Raw genomic sequence first — 21,148 nt, 5'->3', positions numbered from 1 at the left:
TACCCTTTTTTAGTAAGGAATCACGTGCTGCGGCTGTGATAAAATAAATTTATGGCACTGAACACGCCCCTTAAAGAAAAAGAATCAGAGGAAGCTGCTGACCTGTTGCTGAAACGGCCTCCCTTATATTCCGTATTTCTCCTGAACGATGACTATACCACCATGGATTTCGTTATACATATCCTCGAAACGGTCTTCCATCTGCCGGCGGTCGAGGCCACGAGGATCATGCTTCATGTCCACAAGAACGGGAAGGGACTTGCGGGTATCTACACCAAGGAAATAGCCGAAACAAAGATCGACACGGTCCACAATATTGCACAGGAGCATGAGTTCCCGCTAAAATGCTCTATGGAGAAGGCATGATCAACAAGGAATTCGAACTCATCATGGAGGCCACGATCAAGGACGCCCGTTCCCAGCGTCATGAATATCTGACCGTGGAACATATCCTTTATGCGATCCTTCATGACGACCTCGGCGCAGACGTTGTAAGGAACTGCGGCGGCGACATATCAGGCATCAAGAAGGCTCTTGCCGATTATTTTACAGAGCACTGCCACAAGACCTCGACAAAGAGCAGTCCCTATCCCAAGCCGACCGTCGGGTTCCAGCGTGTGCTCCAGCGCGCGCTGACACATGTCCAGTCCGCGGGCAAAGAAGAGGCAGACGCAGGAGATATCCTTTCCGCGATCTTTTTGGAAGAAGAGTCCCACGCAGTCCATATCCTTCACCAGGCAGGCATTCAGCGTCTTGATGTCCTCGAATATATTTCACACGGCATGGCCAAAACAGATGCAGACAGGCCATCTCCGCACGAGCGGCAGGGTCATGACCATGAAAGGCAGGAAGAAAGGCCTTCTGAAGACCCCCTCCGGATCTATGCTGTCAATCTGATAGAGAAGGCCGGCAGAAATGAGATCGATCCGCTCGTCGGCAGGAAGGATGAGCTCGAAAGGATGGTCCAGGTGCTCTGCCGAAGGCGCAAGAACAATGTCATCCTTGTGGGTGAGCCGGGTGTCGGCAAGACTGCCGTCGTTGAAGGGCTCGCCCTGAACATCCGGTCAGGTCTTGTGCCTGATGTTCTTAAAAAAAGCAGCATGTATTCTCTCGACATGGGTGCGCTCATCGCAGGGACAAAATACCGCGGCGATTTCGAAGCGCGGCTCAAGGCCACGATAAAAGCGCTCGAACGCATTCCGGACGCGATCCTTTTCATTGACGAGATCCATACCATCGTCGGCGCAGGAGCGACGAGCGGCGGATCAATGGACGCATCAAACATCCTTAAGCCGGTGCTCAACTCCGGCAGGATGCGGTGCATCGGCGCCAGCACCTATGAGGAATATAAGAACTATTTTGAGAAGGACCGGGCACTCTCCCGCCGCTTCCAGAAACTGGAGCTTCAGGAGCCGTCCCTTAACGAGACGGTCAGCATACTCCAGGGACTGAAGTCCTATTACGAGGACTTTCATCACGTGCGCTACTCACCGGGCGCTCTCAAGGCTGCAGCCGAGCTTTCTGCAAAATATATCAACGATAAATACCTCCCTGACAAAGCGATCGATGTGATCGATGAAGCAGGGGCTCTCTCAAAACTTTCCGGCAGGGCAGGCACTCATACGGTCAGCACCGCTGAGATCGAAAAGATCATTGCGAAGATAGCAAAGATCCCTCCGCAGACCATCTCCCAGTCAGACGTAAAAAAGCTCATGACCCTTGATCAGGACCTGAAGAAGGTCGTCTTCGGCCAGGATGAGGCAATTGCTTCACTGGTGGCTTCGATCAAGAGGATCCGTGCAGGCATGGGCAGCCCTGACAGGCCTGTCGGCTCGTTCCTGTTTCTCGGCCCCACCGGGGTCGGCAAGACAGAGGTCTCAAAACAGATGGCCGCGGTCATGGGCGTCAAGTTCATTCGCTTTGACATGTCGGAATATATGGAAAAACATACGGTCTCCCGCCTGATCGGCGCGCCTCCCGGATATGTCGGTTTTGATCAGGGCGGTCTGCTCACCGATGCGATCAGAAAGCACCCGTACGCTGTTCTTCTCCTTGACGAGATCGAAAAGGCGCATCCTGACATATTCAACATCCTGCTTCAGATCATGGACTATGCGACCCTGACCGACAACAGCGGCAAGAAGGCCGACTTCAGGAACGTTATCCTTATCATGACCTCCAATGCCGGCGCAAAGGATATGGACAGACAGGTCATCGGATTCGGCGACAGGTCCATAGACAGGCAGCTCAAAGGCAGGGACGCCATCACAAACCTGTTCAGTCCGGAATTCAGAAATCGCATAGACGCGATGCTGGCCTTTAAGCCCCTGACGCAGGAGATCATGAAGAAGGTCGTTGACAAGTTTATGGACGAACTGAGAAGTTCGATGAGAAAAAAGAAAATAACCGTGCTGCTTACGGATGAGGCGCGGACCTGGCTGGCAGCCAGGGGATACGACCCGTCTCAGGGCGCAAGACCGCTGGGCAGGCTCATCCAGGAAAAGATCAAGAATATTCTTTCAGACGAGGTCCTCTTCGGAAAGCTCAGAAAAGGCGGCAGCGTATCCATCGGCCTGAAGGACGATGCACTCATCTTTGACTATGGTTCCTGATGAACGATCGCTGTAGCGCACCAGCGCTTTCACGCATTACCGCCACTGCCGGCCATGTCTATTTTTCTTCTCTCTGACAAACTTTTTTTCCCTTCTCCTGCGCAGGCGGAGGCAGACGGCTTGCTTGCTGTCGGCGGAGACCTCAGTCAGAAGCGTCTTCTGAAAGCCTACTCCATGGGAATTTTCCCCTGGTATTCTGAAGATTCCCCGCTCCTCTGGTGGTCTCCTGATCCCCGCCTGGTGCTCTTTCCCGAGGAACTGAACGTCTCACGCAGCCTCAGACAATGCATCAGAAAAGGCCTTTTTACCGTGACGATGAACAAAGCCTTTGAACAGGTGATGCGGGCCTGCGCAGAAGCAAACCGCAAGGGACAGTCAGGCACATGGATCACAGAAGAAATGATCAGGGCTTATACGGGCCTCCACTCCTCAGGATACGCCCACTCTGTTGAGGCATGGTATGAAGGTCAACTCGTCGGCGGCCTTTACGGCGTCATGCTCGGCAGGATTTTCTTCGGAGAGTCCATGTTTGCCAGGAAAAGCAATGCCTCCAAAGTTGCCTTTGCCGTCTTCGTCGAGCAGATGCTGCCAAAAGGGCTCACGCTTATAGACTGCCAGGTCAGAACAGAACATCTCGCCAGCCTGGGAGCAAGGGAGATATCCAGGACCGATTTTCTGAGCATACTCAGCAAGGCCATTGGGTAAACTCGTATTACCCACTCGTTATAAACATATCATTTAGTTCGTTCCCGCGCTCTTGCGGGCTGGCCGGAATACCTCTGTTATGAAGCGAAATTTCTTGTTCCCATGGAATACATCTGCCGGGACAATACAATCAGTTGCGGGCATTAACGTATTAATTGCCAAGGTAATAGTATCTGCTTTCCAGACCCTTAAGGAGTTCATCCATCATGGTCCTGACACGGAATGTGTCCGAATTAACCCCCAGAATTAGATGTATAGCCGATAAGACGCCGTGTATATTCGCCTCAATAGTCTGCCTCGTGTTTGCGTCACGCAGGAGCATGAGCTGAAGTATTCTCCTGGCGTTCTTCACTTCCTGGCTGTTTCTTGAGTCCAGCTCGTCTAGAGCACATAATACGTCGGACAGCGAGGCGCTAAAGTCGTTAGCCACGACAAGATCATTGGAAATACTCTTGTATGGATTATAGATGCCATTTTCCAAATAACTTATATCCGTCTTCAGCGTGTAGATCCCCCCTCTGTCGGGCAATAGGGCGTAATAAAGAATCGACGCAGTTTCGCTCACCCCGAGTTTCAGCCGATTAATCCACGGGTTTGCTGTAATCCACTCCTCTGTTGTCGGATCATATATCTTCAGTGCCGTAGAATACGACTCCGTCACTTTAAGGTCGGAAGCGCTACCGAGGCTACTGAGGCTGATCTCTACAGGGACAAGACTTCCCGGTCCGAAGGTGTTGATGTCAGAGACGCTGTGGGCGTATGTCAGAGAGTTCTTTATAAGGGCTGTCATCTGCGAATAGGTTTTGTCATTCAGAGTTTCTCCTATATCAAAGGCAATGAATACCGCCCTCCCCTTTCCATACTTGTTTAAAACAATGGCAGGGCTTTCGCAGGACATTTTTTGCCCGTCGTCAATACAGCCATTAATCTGGTAATCAGATCTGCGACGTCCTTTCTCGCATTCATCGGTTTCAAGCCAGCCGGCGATTGCAGTCCCCTGTCCGGTTTCGATCCGCTCCGCTTTGCCCTTTGAATCAATTCTGTCTGCGCCGGTAATGGGGCTCTGGACAGTGCGGATCTTATGAGTTCTCCCGGGCAGCCTTCCTTTATACCGGATCCCCAGTATGGGATCATATGTTTCATTCTGCTCATCAGTTCCGCGCCTCATCCAGAGAGAGGATACCAGCCCGACACCGGCATTGACCTTTTCCCTGAGTTCTTCCCAGTAGTGATCTTCCAGCGGATACCGATTGCCGAGGATCAAAATGTCTGTGTAATACGGATTTCTCAACTCGTGCTGAAAGTCCTTCGCAGAATAAACTATGGAATGGCTCGTGGCTGACTCACCAAGGACTCTTTCGACAAGGTCACTCCTGAGGCACTTTCTGCATTCATGCTCGCCCTCTGACGAATCTTCGTCGTCGCCTGTGTCCTCTTCATTTGAGATAGAAGTATCTGCGCTCAGTCTTCCCATATTCTCTTCACGGCATCCGTCGCCTTCTCCGTTGCCGTCGGGATATCCCGATAGAAAGCTCTTTCCAGTCCCATATTGCGAGCCGGTCAATTCTTCATTGCTTTCATGGCAGCCGTCGTTGATCCAGAGCAGCACATTTCTGACATTCGGAATCGTCTTTTCAATCTCGATGTCTGAATTCTGATCAGATTTCACTTCAAAAGTAACGGACACAGGGTTGCTCATGAAGCCGAGCCTGTCAGAGGCCCTGATGTTGATCATATGTGTCCCTTCGTCAGACAGGACAGGAAGCCAGACTGCCGAATACATATGCACAGCAGGATCAGCCATAGACAGGAGTTTCCAATCACCGCTATCAATTTGATATTCTACGCTTCCTACGCCAGCACCGGTATCCGTGACTATTGCAATAATGTCCACCTTGCCTACATGGTCAGTTCCATTTGCAGGTGCTGCAATAGTCACTAAGGGAGATGTCAGATCAACAATTATCTCAGCCGTAACAGTCTGGCTTATATTGCTGACCTCGTCAGTGGCGGTAACCTCGATGATATGGGTTCCCTCCTCCATATCCAGCAGTGTTACTGCCCATGTTTCAGGCGTCGGATACGTGACGACACCAATGTTTGCTGTGGGACATGAAACGCTGACAATTGCTCCTGCCTCAACAAGACCGGTCACTACCTGGCTGACCATACTCGTAGGACTTATCACAGAGTCTACAGTCAGTATGGGAGCCGTAATGTCATATAAGACGTTTCTCTGCACTGCTGTCTCATTCCCGACTTCATCAGTTGCCGTAACGTAGATCTGGTATACTTTTTCCGCAGTAAATGTAATCGGCAATTCGAACGTCCCATTAGCCATAGCAGGTACATATGTGTTGCCGTCCATTGTAACCCTGACAGTGATTTCTGTCAGATCCTCTACTTTTCCTCTCAGCGTCATTGCGGTCTGGTTCGTCTTTGTGTCCTGGGTCGGATCAATGACTGCAAGTGAGGGACTTCTATCGTCAAACAGTATGGTTCTCTTCGCTGTTGAGGTATTGCCGGCGCGATCTGTTGCCGTCGCTTCTATCGTATTAATCCCATAATCCGGAATGACCGACAGACTGAAGTTATTGCCTTCCATAATCGCTGGAACAGGAAAAGATCCGTTGATCGCGACGGCAACTGAAGACTGTTCGTCCACAGTGCCCGAGAGGTCAACCGGCAAAAGCATTGTCTTTATATTGTCGGCCGGAGTGATTATCGTTATCACAGGCACGCTCCGGTCAAAGTTGATCGTCCTTGTATCAATTGCCTGGTTGCCTGCAAGATCTGTTGCCGTCACGGTAATTACGTTCTCCCCATCCTGCGTAGTTATAGGATAGCTGAAGCTGTTGTCTACGTTTAGCGGTACTACTGTATCGTTGATCGAAACCTGTTGAATACCAATGTTGTCCGTCACTATTCCTGCTACATTTAACAACTCGTTTTTTGTCCAACTGCCATCCGAAAGGGTCGATACAATCAATACAGGTGCTGTTGTGTCGATAGTGAGAAGCGTTGAGCTTATCGGACTAGCATTGCCTGATTTATCCGTTGCTCTGACGTCAATGGTATGGGTTCCTTCATCAGCCCGCGCAGGCAACCATGTTGTCGCAAACCTTCCGGAAGATGGATCTGCTATCGGCAGCAGTTTCCACGAACCGTTGTCTATCCGGAATTCGACCCAATCAACACCTGACGCATCATCTGTAGCAATTGCCGTGATATCAATCGCGGAGTTAAAAAGACTGCCTGATGAGGGTGAGATCAATGTTACTGCGGGTGGCATACCGTCTCTCACGGAGAATAGCGATTTTGCCAAAGACCTCGTATCACCTTGATATACGTATTGAAGTGCCGCTGTATAGTTCTTTAAGCCCAGCCCCTGTGTGGAAAGGATGAACTGTCCTAAGGTGCTGCTGTTGATGCCAAGGTCAACCATATTTTCAAATGTCTTCAGGACCGCTTGCGTTTCGGGGTCTTCGACTAAAACCCTGATTGTCAAACCCATTGCGTCACTATTACCAGCGTTCAGAACTGCATAATCCATATGCACGGTATTTCCGAGCAGAACAATCGACGGAGAAACGAGTAACGATCCGGAAACAGTCACCACTGACTCAATGATGAATGGTGCTGTCTTGCTGAGGATCATCTGACCGTTGTCATATATATTGATAGCTGCATAGTAATTGCCCGGCTTAATCAGCCCTGTATCCCATATCGCACTGAATGAAACCGTGATACCAGAAAGCATGTTTCTGACATCCTTTTCCTCCGCAAACAGCACTGTCCCGGCTGCGTCCATAATCAGGTTATTTATTTTCAAGTCGGGGATAATGTAATTATGAGCATTGTTTCTGAGAATAAAGGTTGCCTGAACATTTTCATGCGGACCGTACAGGGCCTTGTCAGTTACAACTGACGCTTCAATGGCGATCTCAGGCAGTATGGTAAACGGCACGATCTTCTCCGCTATGATACCCGAGGCGTCCCCCACTGCAGCACGCACTCTGTACATACCTGCATAAGTGGAACCCGTGTTCCATGTATATACATAATGTTCCTGAGAACCATAAGCAAGATGAATGTTTCTGGAGTCCAGGAGTGCCACAGAATATCCATTCTCGTCCTCGATAGCCACATTGAGGACACCCTCTCTTGCAATCCCGTTGTTTACGATGGTTATGTCTATGCCTGTATCCTGACCATGCATTAGCTGCGCTGCGCTTAAGACCGTGGAAAGAGAAACGCCTTCGCCTGTGACAATATAGAACTCTTTTTCTCCAATATTATTATCCTCTCTCTGTTCGGTTAGCATATTAGCTGGATCAAGAACTACAAACAGTTTGTTCGCGCCATTCCTGCCCAAGGTAGCCCACGAAATACTGATTATCTCACCTGAGCCGGGTGAAAGAAGAGGGATGCTCACAGATTTAATGCGTTCCAGGTTTCCGAATGCATCCTGGATATATACGTCTGCTACTACATTTATTGCCTCAGTCTGTCCCCTATTCCAGACCACGATATTCATCAAGAGCTGCTGGCCGTCAACAGGGACGGCAGGATATAGGTAGATATCATCGGCCAGGGTCTCGATGTCAGGCAGTTGGCTTGTCTCAAATGTAACTGAGATTTCATCAGAGGGCTGACCCGAGTTGCCAGAGGAGTCAGTTGCTATCGCTGTGAAAAGGTTTTCCCCTGCCTCCAGAGCAACAGCGCTGTACATGAAATACCCTTTGGGATGCACAAAAAACAAAATAGATCCGTCTGCAAAAGTTATGGCGCCTGATTTCAACCAGGATAGATTATAAAGATCGGGCTCAGTAGAGAGAAGTCTGCCGTCATGAGGGGCGTCGGCCGAGATGATCCTTAAGGACATATTCCAATTACCGTCGTACTGTCCGAAGAAGATGCTTTTTCCCTCGGGAGACCATTGTGCAGCGAACTCATATTCGGCATTACTGGTGAGCTGAGCCCTCACATGCATAGGGAAATCGTGACGGTAGAGGTCAACATTTCCATTCACCGATGAGCTAAACAAAAGAGCTCTGCTGTCAGGAGACCAGTCAAGAGAGTCAGCGGTCGCCTTATCATCAATAAGGATGCTCTCGCCGCTTGCGATATCCATTACATAGAGGTAATAATTGTCACCGTCAATATAGGCAAGTCTCTTGCCATCCGGCGAGAGCTTCAGGACTACGGTATATCCGGCATGTGTCAGCTGCTTAACATCTCCCGCCATGAAGTCCTTAAACCAAATATTATAAGAGCCGCCCTGATAGCTGATGAAAGCGATCCTGCTTCCATCCGATGACCAGGAAGGGTAGTATTCATCGATATAGGGATCGTCAGTTGCACCGGTAAGTGGCGCAACTGCTTCCGCCCTGATATCGTAAATCCCAATAAGATAATTCTGTTGGCCGTTCCTGTCTTCATTGTATTGAAATGCAATTTTACTTCCATCAGAAGACCAAACCGGAGAGTTGCCATATTGGGCAACTTGTTTTTCGGTCCCGGATGCAAGATCCCTGACCCACAATGAATAATTGCTGTCCATATACGCAATGGTCGTGCCGTCAGGTGAAAGCGTCGCATCGCCCCAAGCGTAATCGATTGCGATAGTGCTGATATCATCATCCTCTAAGGCTGATGTCGTGGCGACTGAGATGCCGGACTTATAGAGCGTGACAGAGGAGCCTGGCTCGGCAAACCCCATGACATCGGTCCTGTCTTTCTGCAATATGATCGGAAGCCCTGCAATTGTCGGGAAGAAGAGCACAGGTACTGCCGGAGCAACCGTATCAGCAACATACACATCAGCTGACGCCTCATTGGAAGGCAGACTTTCATTGCCGATTGAGTCAACAGCAGTTACCTTATAGGTATATGTACCATTTGGCAGTCCCGCGTCCCTATACGCTGTGTCAGTTATCAGAGAGCTGTTTTGCCTGATCCACGCTTGAGCCTCAAGTCCGTAGAGATTGTATCCGGCAAGGTCAGACTCCGCATTCGCAGACCAGCTAAGTTTGATCTCTTGTCCTGTGGTCGCCGCTGTCAGACTTATAGGGGCAGCAGGAGGTATTACATCGCCAACCTCTGCTTTTACCTCCTCAGAAGGCAGGCTTTCAAAGCCGTAATAATCCACAGCAGTAATCGAGTATGCGTATTTCTCATCGCTGAGATTAAGGTCATTATAAGAGGCCTCTGTCAGGAGGTTGTCTCTGAGGATCGATATTTCGGATATGCCGACCTGCTTGTAGTAGTCCTGATTGATGGTGCCGGTTATAGAGATCCTTATCTTGTCGGTCCTATAAGACGGTTTGAAATCAAAGCTGTTGACCATCGCAGTATTCCCGGCAACCTTTTTCAGCGTGATCCATGCATACCCCGACCAGGTCTGAACTTCATAATCGCTGCCCGCATATACATCACCCAGCCAATTGATTTCCATATGGGTTATCAACTCAGGAGATGGCAAATCAATCTGAAGCCATACAGGGCTAAACGTACCGTAACTGAGGTCAAGCCAGTATGAGTTGGGATCCCCGTCAAAGGCATTTGAAGGCTGATAGTAATAATAGTAGGATGATGATGTTGCATTCCCTGAGATAATGGATACCGGCGAATTGAGCTTTTCATCTCCTCTGAAGATGTTATATCCCACAAGGTCGACCTCAGTATTGGGTACCCATGTTAGATTAATATCGTGGCCATTTACAACGGACTGAAGTCCCTTTGGCAGCAATGGCGGCTCATTGTACACGACAACCACCATATCAGAAACTCGGCTTATATTGCCGGCTGCGTCCGTTGATGTTGACGTTACCTTGTTTTCTCCGAGCGCAAGACTGAAATCTAAAGCAAAGTTTCCTGAAGCATCGGAACTGGTCGCGCCCCTCGACTCAGGACCGGAAACAGTCTCGGCAAATATCTGCACTGTTGCATTGGCTGCTGCGTTTCTGCCGATGACAGACAGGGCCATCTTGCCTGTAGGTGTGTAGGGTTGGACCAACAGTGGAGCATAAATCCTCGCAGATACACTGTTGGACTGTTTGCTTTCGTTGCCGGAGGTATCGATTGAGGTAACTTCATAGTCATATGAGCCATCACCAAGATTGGCGTCCGGATATGTTGATTCTTTTATAACAGCTGCATTTATCTTAGCCCGTGTTTTGCCTGATGTTCTGTATATGTTGTACCCATCGAGATCGGCCGCAGGATTGGACATCCATGTAAGGGTAACATCAGTGCCTTTAGTCAGGGCCTTCAACCCCATGGGCAAGTCTGGAGCTGTCACGTCAGAATAGGTGAGCGTAACATATTCAGGAGTCGGGTCGGTCTTTCCGCCTTTGTCCGTGGCAACCGCCCTGAAATGGTATTCGCCAACAGTCAGGCCGACGGCGATTGGATCAAGGAAGGTAATATAAGGCTGCCGCGATATGGGGCCGCCGAGGGTTATCCACACCTGATCAGAGGCCTTCCTGTATTGGAACTGTATGCCCGCTATATCAATATCCAGAGATTCAGCCTTCAGAAGGATCTGCTTGTCGAACTTTGACATATTTGCGGGGTCCACTATTGCAGCATGCGGCGGCCGCGTATCTATCGTCACTTCAATGCTATTTGACTGGTCGCTCAGATTGCCGGCGCTGTCCATTGCAAGCAGGGAGTATTTATAGGTCCCGTCAGGAAGCCCCTTGTCTGAATAAACGGTAGCTGCGATCAGATACGGCTTCAGGTTCCCGATAACAATACCCTGCACATTTGCGAGCTGGTCGTTCCTGTAGAGGAAATATCCGGCCAGGTCCTGCTCTGTATTGGCTTTCCAGGTCACTTGAACATCTGAAACGGACGGCACGGCGGCAAGCAGCAACGGCACGGCAGGCGGTCTGTTGTCAATCGTCACCGTGATCTGGTGGCCGGATGTATTGCCGTTGATATCGTCAGCTTCGAGCTTTATGGTATATTGCTCGTCTTCGGTAAGCCCGGCTGTGTCCCACTGCGCAAGAATGCCGTAGGGCTCCGGAACAGGAGAAGTCCTGAGGAGCATCCATGCTGAAGGCGACTGCCCCTTGCCTATTGACATCCTATATTCCTTGAAATCATCTGCGCTGTATGCCGTGCCCTTGATATCCACGAGCCCGCTTACCCGTGCGCCATCCTGAGGCGTCCGCACACGTGTATTGGGGCCGGTCAGGTCGATTTTGATCGTCACATCGTTTGAAGGCTTGCTCTCATTGCCTGCATAGTCAATGGCCTTAAGCATATACGTATACGTGCCTTCAGTCAGATCAGCATCAAGGAAGGAAAGTCCTGCAAGAAGCGTTGTATTAAGCTTCTTGCCTTCCCGGTAAAGGTCATATCCTGCAATGTCAGGCTCTGTATTGGCAGCCCAGGTGACTCGCATATCAGCTCTGTTTTCAATCCTGCCTGAGAGCGAAGGGGCAGCAGGCGGCTGGGTGTCGATCGTGATCTTTGCACGGGCCTCTGATCTATTATCAAGCTTGTCGATTGCGGCCACCTTGATACAGTAGTCGCCTTCTGCAGGAAGGATTTGCATTCTGGCCAACACACCGTCCTTAACGGATTTCGTCGAACTCATGAGAGTAGACCATTTAAAGGCACTCTGGCAGTTGCCTTCTGAGAATTCAACGGTACATTTATCGAGATTGGCATCGAAGGCAGTGCCTTTAATATCCAGAGCTGATTTTATGTAACTGCCATCTATTGGTGATGAAATAACCGTTTCCGGCGCAGTGTTATCTACCGTGACTTTAACTTTAGACTCTCCTGTCAGTCCTGCCTTGTCCTTCGCAAAAAGCGACAACGTATAATTGCCGTCCGGCATGTTGTCGTTCCTGCCGACTTTCCAGGTGAATAGCTGAGGCATGGTCGGCACAGCAGTGCCTCTCAGCAGTTCTGTCCATTGCACAGGTGTATCGCCCAACGCATATCGAAGCTCAAATGTTTCGAGGTTCTTTTCCTCGATGCTGCCGGTAATGAGTATTTCGGCCTTATTATGGCCGAAATACTCACCTGACTTTGGTGTGTCAAGGGTTACCTTGGGCGGCGTTCTGTCAATAACAAACGGTATATTTTCCTCAACTGAGTTTTCGGCAAGGTCCTTTGCCTTGATGTTAAGCGTATAGGCTCCTTCGGCAGGGCTGGAAAGCATGCCGAAATGGTAAGCTATTCTGTCCTGATTTCCCTGATCAAGCATCTCTGTGCCTGTGTCGGACAACACTGTCATGCTGTATTCCATGATATTCGGATCAGACAGAGAACCATTTACTGAAATATCTGTTGTCTTGATATAGAAGCCGGAAACCGGCTGCTTTATATCAATCACCGGCGCTTTTGTATCAACAACGACCGTGATCGCCTCGAACTGGTTGACCGACGGATTCGCAGTAAGCTCGGCAGTCAGCTTCACGACATATGTGCCGTCAGGAACTGTTAGACCGACAGCATCAGTCCCGTCCCAGATGTACGTATAAGAGCCGAAAGATGGGGTGATGGTTGTATAGGTCTTTTTAGCTGTCCCGGCGGAATTAAGTATCTCAATCTTTACATTACTTGCATAAGATAGTTCATATTTAATTGTGGCGACATCCCGTTTCCCGTCATTGTTCGGCGAAAAATGCTTTGGGCTGATATCAAGATCTTTAATAAGGTCCTTGCGCTCCCCAAGATCAATATCAACATAAGTCTCGTTCTTGTTGCCGACCGCATCATATCCGGTCAGTCGAACTGTCCAGATGCCGTTTAATCCGTATGTATTCCATTTTCCGAGGATATCATTCATAACAGGATTTGCATTGTTTGCAATAAGACGCCATTCGCTTGTGCTGCCTTCTGGAGCTGCTTCAAGTTGATAGTTCCTGAAGTTGTCATCTGATACAGTCCCCTTGACCTCGATAATATTGCCGATAATATCTCCGGGCACAGGATAACTGATGAGGGTTAAGGGCGGTGCATTGTCCACCCCCACCTCTGTCCAGCGAGTTCTCGTATTTCCGCAGGCATCGGTTGCAATTACTGCAATGCCATAATGTCCATCCAGTGCTATGCCGGCATCAGTCAAGCCCTCCCAGGCTGCATATCCCTCTCCACCGAGATGGCTTATTCCTGAAGCAATAGTCCCCACAGGCGACTGACCAAGCACAAAATCATTGTCTATCAGCGCAAGAGGATAAACTTTAAGGTCGACCGTGGCATATTCGTTAATTTCGTATGTAACATTAACGTCATCAAAGAGCCCGTCCCTATTGGGTGAAAAGAGAGGCTTGTCTACAATGGGCTTGGAGAAATCAATGACTTCCTTGACCGTGAAACTTGTCGTGTAGCAAGTAACATTGCCTGCAATATCGATCACTTTCAGTTTCAGGGAAACTGTTCCATGAATACCTTCAACATACCAGTCGCCAAGCTTGCCTTTTACATCCTTCCCTTTGATCAAAACAAGCTCTATACCATCCTTTGTCAGAACCCGTGTCAGCGCAGGGTTCCATGTTTCAGGCGCTTCGCCAAATCCGTAGTAGAGTTCATACCTCTTTACAGCAATGTTGTCCAGGGCAATGCCTTCGATAGGCAGCGCAAACCAGTCGCCCCTTGCATCCGTGCGTTTTACAGGGCAGAGGGTTTGAGACTTGTCCGGATATGTTATCCTGGCTTCCGGCAGAGTACGATCGACAATAAGGGTGCCCTCAGTTGTCAGCTCTTTATCTTTATAGTCATGGGTATCAAAATAGTCCAGGACAGCGCTTACAGGATAGCTACCTTCCGCCATGGCCGATGCTTCAATCCCGACAGCGCCCCAGCTTTCTTTTGTCAGGTCGAATTGACGCAGGAGCTGAAGGGCACCGTTGATTTGGATATAGTAGCTCAGGGTTTTTAGTGTGATCGGGGCTGCCAGGTTTTTTGTTGACAGCATTGAGGAAAGTCCACTTTTTCCATCAGACAGCAGTCCGCAATCGGCCTCTGCATAGTCTTTTACGTAAAGGTTCAGTTTCAGTTCAGGTGTTTTCGGCTGATCACAGACTGATGAGTTCTCTTCACCAATATATTCTCTGCCGCTTTCGCCTATTCCAATCATCCTGAAGTGATATTCAGCCCCGGTCCGAAGATCAGGCAGTGGCGCAAGGGAAAACGTACCTGTCGGGACATCGGGGGATTGGGCAATGTGATAATCTGTCCATTGAGCAAAGCGTATATCATCAGCACTTTGTATCTGCATCTTTAACAGTGTCAATTTTTCAAAGAGATAATTCCGGGCAGCACTTGTCGGAGGAGCGCAGCGGTCAATAGTGAACTGTGACTTCGTCATTACGGTATTCGAATAGTGCTCTTGTCCGAACATGTCAATAGCCCTTAGTCTAACTGCTCCGATTTCAGACAAAACCTTGCCTCTATCCCATACAATATAGATATCACCGTCTGAGGTGTGGTCCTGTTGTGATGCATCATGCCATTGCAAATCGCTCCAATACTGGAGATTAATAATTGTTATCGGAACGCTTATAGTCTCAAGTCCCTGCAGAATGTGCTCTTTGGGCAGCTCTAAAGACGGATATTCTCCTGAGCTATACACCTTGAAATATTCATAATCAGACGTATATAATGCGCCCCATGAATGGAAATACAGAAGCATGCGCTCCTCCAGCATGTTCGACTGAACTGTGCGCTTATTACCTGCATGATCCTCAACAGTGATCCTGAACCTTTGACCCGCAAGTGATGCGATTTCCTGATTGTGATATTGTGCTATTTCAGCATTCCCTATCGGATCAGTGATAACGTTTCCATTGTTATCTTTTGCTGCAAGCAGATCCATTCCACGGCTGTATTCATACCACGTTAGCGGATTATCTCCTTCCCCATACTCAATTATCCAATACTTAAGATTCTTGTCATAAGCAAGTCCTCTCATGAGCACGACCAATGTCATCAGGTCCGGTCCGTCCGGTCCCATCATCGAATTATTCTGATACTGCTTAATCTCACTCAGTTCCAGATCCAGATCAGGCGGCGTATTATCCACTTCCAAAAAGAACTCGTAATCGAACACTTTTATCGTATATTTGCCGTCAGGCACGATGTCGCCGGTGTTATCGCGGCCATCCCAGATTATGTTGTCTGCGCAGGGAGTTGTATGGTCTTTAAGGAATGTCCTGATGAGCTTGTTGTTTTCATCATAAATAGTGAACTCCAGATGAATGGGTTCCAACACCGTGTAATTCAGCGAAACCGTATCTTTTGTTCCATCACCGTTTGGCGAAAATATCTCAGTCGATTTATAAAGATTCGTGATACTTGATGACAATCCCCATGAGACCCTCTTCTGTTCACGTTTAATGTTGCCTGCCTTATCCCAGACTGTCAGCCGCACAAAGAAAACACCCTCATACGGAGGCACCCATGTTGTAAACACATTGTTGATAACAGGCAGATCAGAAGGCGGCCCAACAAGGTTCCAGACAGTAGGGGTCTTGGCATCAGCATATTCGAGCATATAGCCTTCAAAATTCAGGTCTGCGGCTGTCCCCTTCAGAATTACGTATGATTTGTTCTTTACTGCGCTCAGGTCAGCTGTAAGGTTCAGCAAAGAACTCATTCCCCAAAGGTCGCTAGATTTATAATAGTCGTAATAACATCCGCTCGCCTGATACCTATTCGGGTAATAGGCAATAATTTGTCCGAGTGGTGATATAGATTTATAATCATCTTGATTATTGTCTGCATCTAAATCCCAGGGCAATTGCATATTTGAAAGAAGATGAGTGTATGCCCCGGTTTCAGAATTAATCACATAAAGATCGCCCGGGTAATTATAAAGATAGTTTTGTGACGCCAAAATCGCTGCATTATCTGGAAGCCAGTTAAATAAATTAATATAGCTGTTGATATCATTTACCTTTAGACTAAGATCAAACGATTCCGTAGCCTTGCTTTTCATATTTAGAACAGTCAGATAATGCCGCCTATTCGAATATTCCCAGATACTCTTAATACCCATTTCAGAAAAAACCAATTCCTGTGAATCCGGAGCCCATGTAACGCCCATTGTATTTATATCCCAAACATAATCAGTATCCGAATTCTGATATTGATATGTGATATTTCCATCCATATTAGAAATATTTATCATTCCCCCAGTAAGAAGCCCACCGCTAACCGTTGTATGAAACGCCAATGATTGCCTATCAGGCGCTACAAAAAGGACATCATAATCGTCCGCCACTTTAATATGATTGCCGTTTCCACTGGCATCAAAAAGCCATAATTGAGGTTTCATTGACGGATGTTCCACTAATATTTTCTGGTTTTCAAGCCAATGGATCGGCTCCCACCACGTATAGTTATTGAACAGATAAATATTTTTCTTATTACCCTGCAGATCAGATATTTTTAACGCATCTGTAGCCATATTACCGTCATCCTCATATGTTGGAGAAGCTAAATAGGCTATTTCTGTTCCATCAGGTGACCATTCCGCTGAAATAAGGGTTAACGTAAAATATCCCGAATCAATTTTAATATTAGACTTATTTTCGATATTTATAATCCAGAGTTCATAAGCTCTATAACCCAACTTATAAACAGGGCCAATATTGTACAAAAGATATTTACCGTCTGGAGACCATTTTATCTCAAATATTTCCTCATCATTAACAGCCTGGTCGACCTGAATTAATAATCTCAGGTTTTTTCCTTCAATATCTGATGTCCATAATTCCTGAGCATATATATTTTCCTTAGCATTATATTTCCAGGACAAGAATGCTATTTTTGTTTTATCAGGCGATAATTTCCAACTGGACAAATCAGCAAAATCGTTTTCTGACAGCGTCATCGGCAAGATACTTGTAATATCATCTCCTGTCGGAGACATAAAATAAATTCCAGATGGATATTGCGGGACATTATGCTCAGTGCCGCTTAAGGAAAATATGATACCGCCATCATCAGAAAGCCATTGCCAATTTTCATATAATGAGAGGGGTAAGTTGCATGTCAGATTAGTATTCAGGAGATACTTTGTCCCAATTGCCTCTGTTAAGGGCGATCTGTTGTTGTCCAGAATAACCAGCAAACTGCCGAGCACGTTATTGTTTAAATCCACCACCTTTATCTGATATTGACCGTCAGCTACAACTGTCCCGATGTCATTAAGACCATCCCAGGTAATATTCCCGCCTGTTATATCTGTAAGCTCAATTCCGCTGAACGTCCTGACTGTTTCGCTTTTTTTGTTGACTACGATCACTCTTACTGTCTGCTGGACATCCAGCCTGAAGAAGAGTTGCGTGCTGTCCTTGATACCATCTCCGTTCGGTGAGAAGATCGGTTCTGTCAGCCATAGGTTCGCATTCTGGACGCCGAAAGTCCTTGTCGCGCTATTGTTATCGTCACTCTGCTCCACGATTGCATTATCAGGGTCAACAGCTACAGTTATCTGATGAGCGCCGCTCTTGCCGGCTGTGTCATATGAGAATAAAACTATCCCCTGGGCATTCCCTGCGATAACTGATATAGTTTTTGTGCCGATGACCGTATCCCCGTCAACTGCCTTTACAGAAACATTAGAAGCGCTCTGCATGCCCAGGTTTTTGACCGTGACCACGATAGCGACAATATCGCCATCCTTCGGAGCAGCAGGATTGAATTTAATGGAATTTGTCGATATCGCAAGATCAGGCAGGCTCAGGATATCAAGCAGCACAAAGGCGTCATTATCGTCCTTGCTGATCTCTGTTATCTGCCCCAAAGGATCTACCTTGACGTAGATAATCCTCTCCCCTGCATCCTGGATATCCGTCCAGTCAATGGCTGCCCTACTGCCCGTTCCTGCGATGAGAGAGGGAATCACCTGACTACCAAGAAGAACTCCGTCAACACCCGGCACGCCCTTATAGAAATTCACCGCTATATTATTTGCAGTCGAAAAGCCTTCGTTTTTGACCAGGGCAGAGATAGTCGCGCTCCCTCTTTCGTTGGCAGGCGAAGGGGTAAGCACCATATCCTTATACGATATCGTAAGGTTCGGTTCTGTCGAGCCATTCACCGTAAGATACATAACAGCCCTGTTGTTCTCCTTTAAGATCTCGACAAAGGTATTAAACGGATCTGCCAAAACAGTCAAAGGAAGATTTACGCCTGCCTTATTGGTTTTCCAGATGATCTCACTCGTAATGGTCGCGCCTGCCGGGATGTTTACTGTTGACGTCCCTATCTCAAGGGGAGCGCCTGCCTCGTCTATGAAATACCTGATCTGCACGTTGTACGCATTCATCGTGCCCTTATTTGTTATTTTTGAGGTTATTTTTACGTCTTTGAATATATCGACAGGGTTCGCCGATACGGATAAATCGGATGAGAGCACCTCAAAATCATACGTTGCCAGAGGATAGAGTATCTTCAGTGTTGTATTGTTCGATTCATTCGCTTCTCTTATAAGATTTTCCGGATCAACAACAATATAGAACCTGTGCTCATTGCCGTCCCTTGCCGTTGCGTTAAACGTCACATTCACCGATGACTGGCCAGGGAATGCAAGGGTCTGCTCGCCTATCTTGTTTGCCTCTGCTACTGCTCCTTCATACAGCGCCACCTTGGCAGCAGCCACACCTGTCCTTCCCGTATTCCCTATAACTGCATTGATCACGATATTTGAGGGGAGAGTTGTAATAGAAGCCGGTATGAACGTTATGTCCGTATTCTTTATCGATAGGTCAGGGTCTACGGTTGCCTTCCATACTGCCTCAACTGCAAGGGCCGTCTGGTACGCGCTTTCGTTCCAGCTGCCGTCTTCTGACTGGGAGGAGAGAATATACTGCACCGCCTTGTTTGCAATCTCCATCGGTATATCGAATACACCAAGCGTCAGCAGAGTATGGGCAGTATCATAGATCGTGCTCGGACTGTTGCCGAACCCGCCGTCAGGGTTCTGCTTCTGAAGTAGCCAAGCGAAGCCGTTTGCGATATAGTCTGTTAGCTGATAACTGTCGGCTGATAACTGTAGCCTGTTAAAAGCTGTAAGCACATTTGCCGTTGACTGGATAGTGCTTACATTGTCACTTCCCCATCCCTGATCAGGATTCTGCTTAGCCTTGAGGTATGCGACAGCCTTTCCAATAGCAGATGGGTCTGCGTACCCGGCAACGGAAAAAGCCTTCAGGACAGATGCTGTATCCGCAGTGCTGCTCATATATTCCCTGTTGCTCCCCCACCCACCATCAAGGTTTTGCCGCGATATCAGGGTCTGCAGCAGCATAGTTACATCCTGGCCTGCCTGCGCCATGGCCTCTATCTTTCGTGAGAGATAATCAGTATTATCAGAAGCTATCGAGTTCAGCCATTGAAGTCCAAGGCTGTAGTTCTGTTGCGCTACCGCGAAATTCTTCAGGGAGCGAGCAGCCTCAGCAGTGTCCCTCTCCGCTGTCTGTGTTATATCAAGCCAGTGGCCCTCAGGCTTCTGGTCATTCATAAGCCACGCAACACCATCTTCGATCTTAGGTGGAACTGTCCTTGGGGTAACAGGTGGCAGTGTTATACCGGGATTGGTCGGGATATCTTCTCTGAGGGCTGATGAAACCTGCATAATGCCCTTGCCGTCACTCAGCACTGAATAGCGCGTGACCCAGCCGTTTCTGATGTTCTCGATACCATACAGCTCATCGCCAGTGAATGTTCCCGGAGCTGTTATGAAAATAAAGGCGGTTTTAAAGGATTTCTGTGATTCTGTTGGACCCGGTATCCTTTCGCCCTCTGCAGCAATGATCTGGTCGATGGTCACATATGTTGGGGTACCGGTTATCGTAATACCTGTCTCCGGCATCTGCTTTGGGTCAATGTCAGGGTTATCGATCAGAAGCATGGGCGGCACCTGTGATTTATCGATAAACCCCATGAGGTAGAGGTCAAGAGGGCTGTAGTATTTCCGGGCAGCTATTGATGTAAATGTGCCATTGCCATTGTCCTGCCACTGGTTGCCGTAAAGCACAGAACCGTATGAATTAAGGAGGAAGCTCCAGTGGCTCAGATCTTTGCCGAGAAGCGCAGAACTGACAACGCCCTGCGCTGTCATGAACTTCACATATGAGCCCCACCTGTGCATAAGTTCGTGGCTGAGGATATCGAGGGAGGTTTCGAATGTCGGCTCAAGAGGGTCTGTCATGAGCGCTGTGATGTTGCCCATGTCTATGGTGCCATGCAGTTTGCCGTTGCTGCCGAAGAGCCATGAATTGTCGAATATCTGCTGGCCTATCCCCTGCGTGTCGTTTTTTACGTGGAGATAGAATGCCCTTGCATCCACCTCGGGCATTTTAACGTCGAAATTGGAAAAGATGACAAGGAAATCATATTCGTCCTTATGAAGCCGGTAGAATTCCTTTGCGATCACCTTTCTCGGATCAGTATTGGTCGAGGCGTCAGGATTATTGGCGTCGTAGTTGCCTGAGACCTCCATCACGGTTACGTTACCCTGGTCGCCGAGAGTTGTAGCGATGAAGTCAGCAGAATGAGACAGAGACGGAGAAAAAAGCAGCAGACTAAGCGCTATCAGCGTACAAAGCAGTTGTTTCTGTCCCCCCATCATCGTCCCCAGTCCCCCCATTCAATTTTTATTGCATTTTGTTTAACAACGACTGCCCGTCCGGCAGCTCACCCATTCTCGATTTGCGTATCATGCTGTCTGGCTATACCCCAAATGTCAATAAGCAAGTCTGACCCCATAGTTACCTATCCTTTCTGCAATGCCGCCCATCCGCTCAACAAAATTGTCTCGGTCTTTGTCATCAGTGACTATATCTCTTTTCTCTATCCCT

4 protein-coding genes are annotated in these 21,148 nt (G+C 48.2%); 3 read left to right on the top strand and 1 reads right to left on the bottom strand.

Annotation, left to right across the window (positions count from 1 at the left end):
* Positions 1–51 precede the first annotated feature (51 nt).
* From HZB62_07705 to HZB62_07695, 3 genes are read left to right on the top strand one after another with little or no spacing between them, the layout of a single operon-like run.
* Complete coding sequence (locus HZB62_07705; GenBank protein ID MBI5075035.1) at positions 52–366, top strand: ATP-dependent Clp protease adaptor ClpS; 315 nt, start codon at positions 52–54, stop codon at positions 364–366.
* Positions 363–2,612, top strand: a complete 2,250-nt coding sequence (gene clpA / locus HZB62_07700; protein ID MBI5075034.1) for an ATP-dependent Clp protease ATP-binding subunit ClpA — start codon at positions 363–365, stop codon at positions 2,610–2,612. Before HZB62_07705 ends, clpA begins: the two co-directional genes overlap by 4 nt.
* 54 nt (positions 2,613–2,666) lie before the next feature.
* A complete protein-coding gene (locus HZB62_07695) occupies positions 2,667–3,317 on the top strand; it encodes a leucyl/phenylalanyl-tRNA--protein transferase (GenBank protein MBI5075033.1) in 651 nt (216 codons plus the stop codon).
* 151 nt (positions 3,318–3,468) lie between these two features.
* On the opposite strand, the gene HZB62_07690 is transcribed toward HZB62_07695, so the two are convergent.
* Positions 3,469–20,919, bottom strand: a complete 17,451-nt coding sequence (locus HZB62_07690) for a PD40 domain-containing protein (GenBank protein ID MBI5075032.1) — start codon at positions 20,917–20,919, stop codon at positions 3,469–3,471.
* Positions 20,920–21,148: the final 229 nt, after the last annotated feature.

Source organism: Nitrospirota bacterium (genome assembly GCA_016214855.1).
In the GTDB taxonomy this organism is placed as follows: Bacteria; Nitrospirota; Thermodesulfovibrionia; order Thermodesulfovibrionales; family UBA6898; genus UBA6898.
This window is presented reverse-complemented; position numbering and strand designations above follow the sequence as displayed.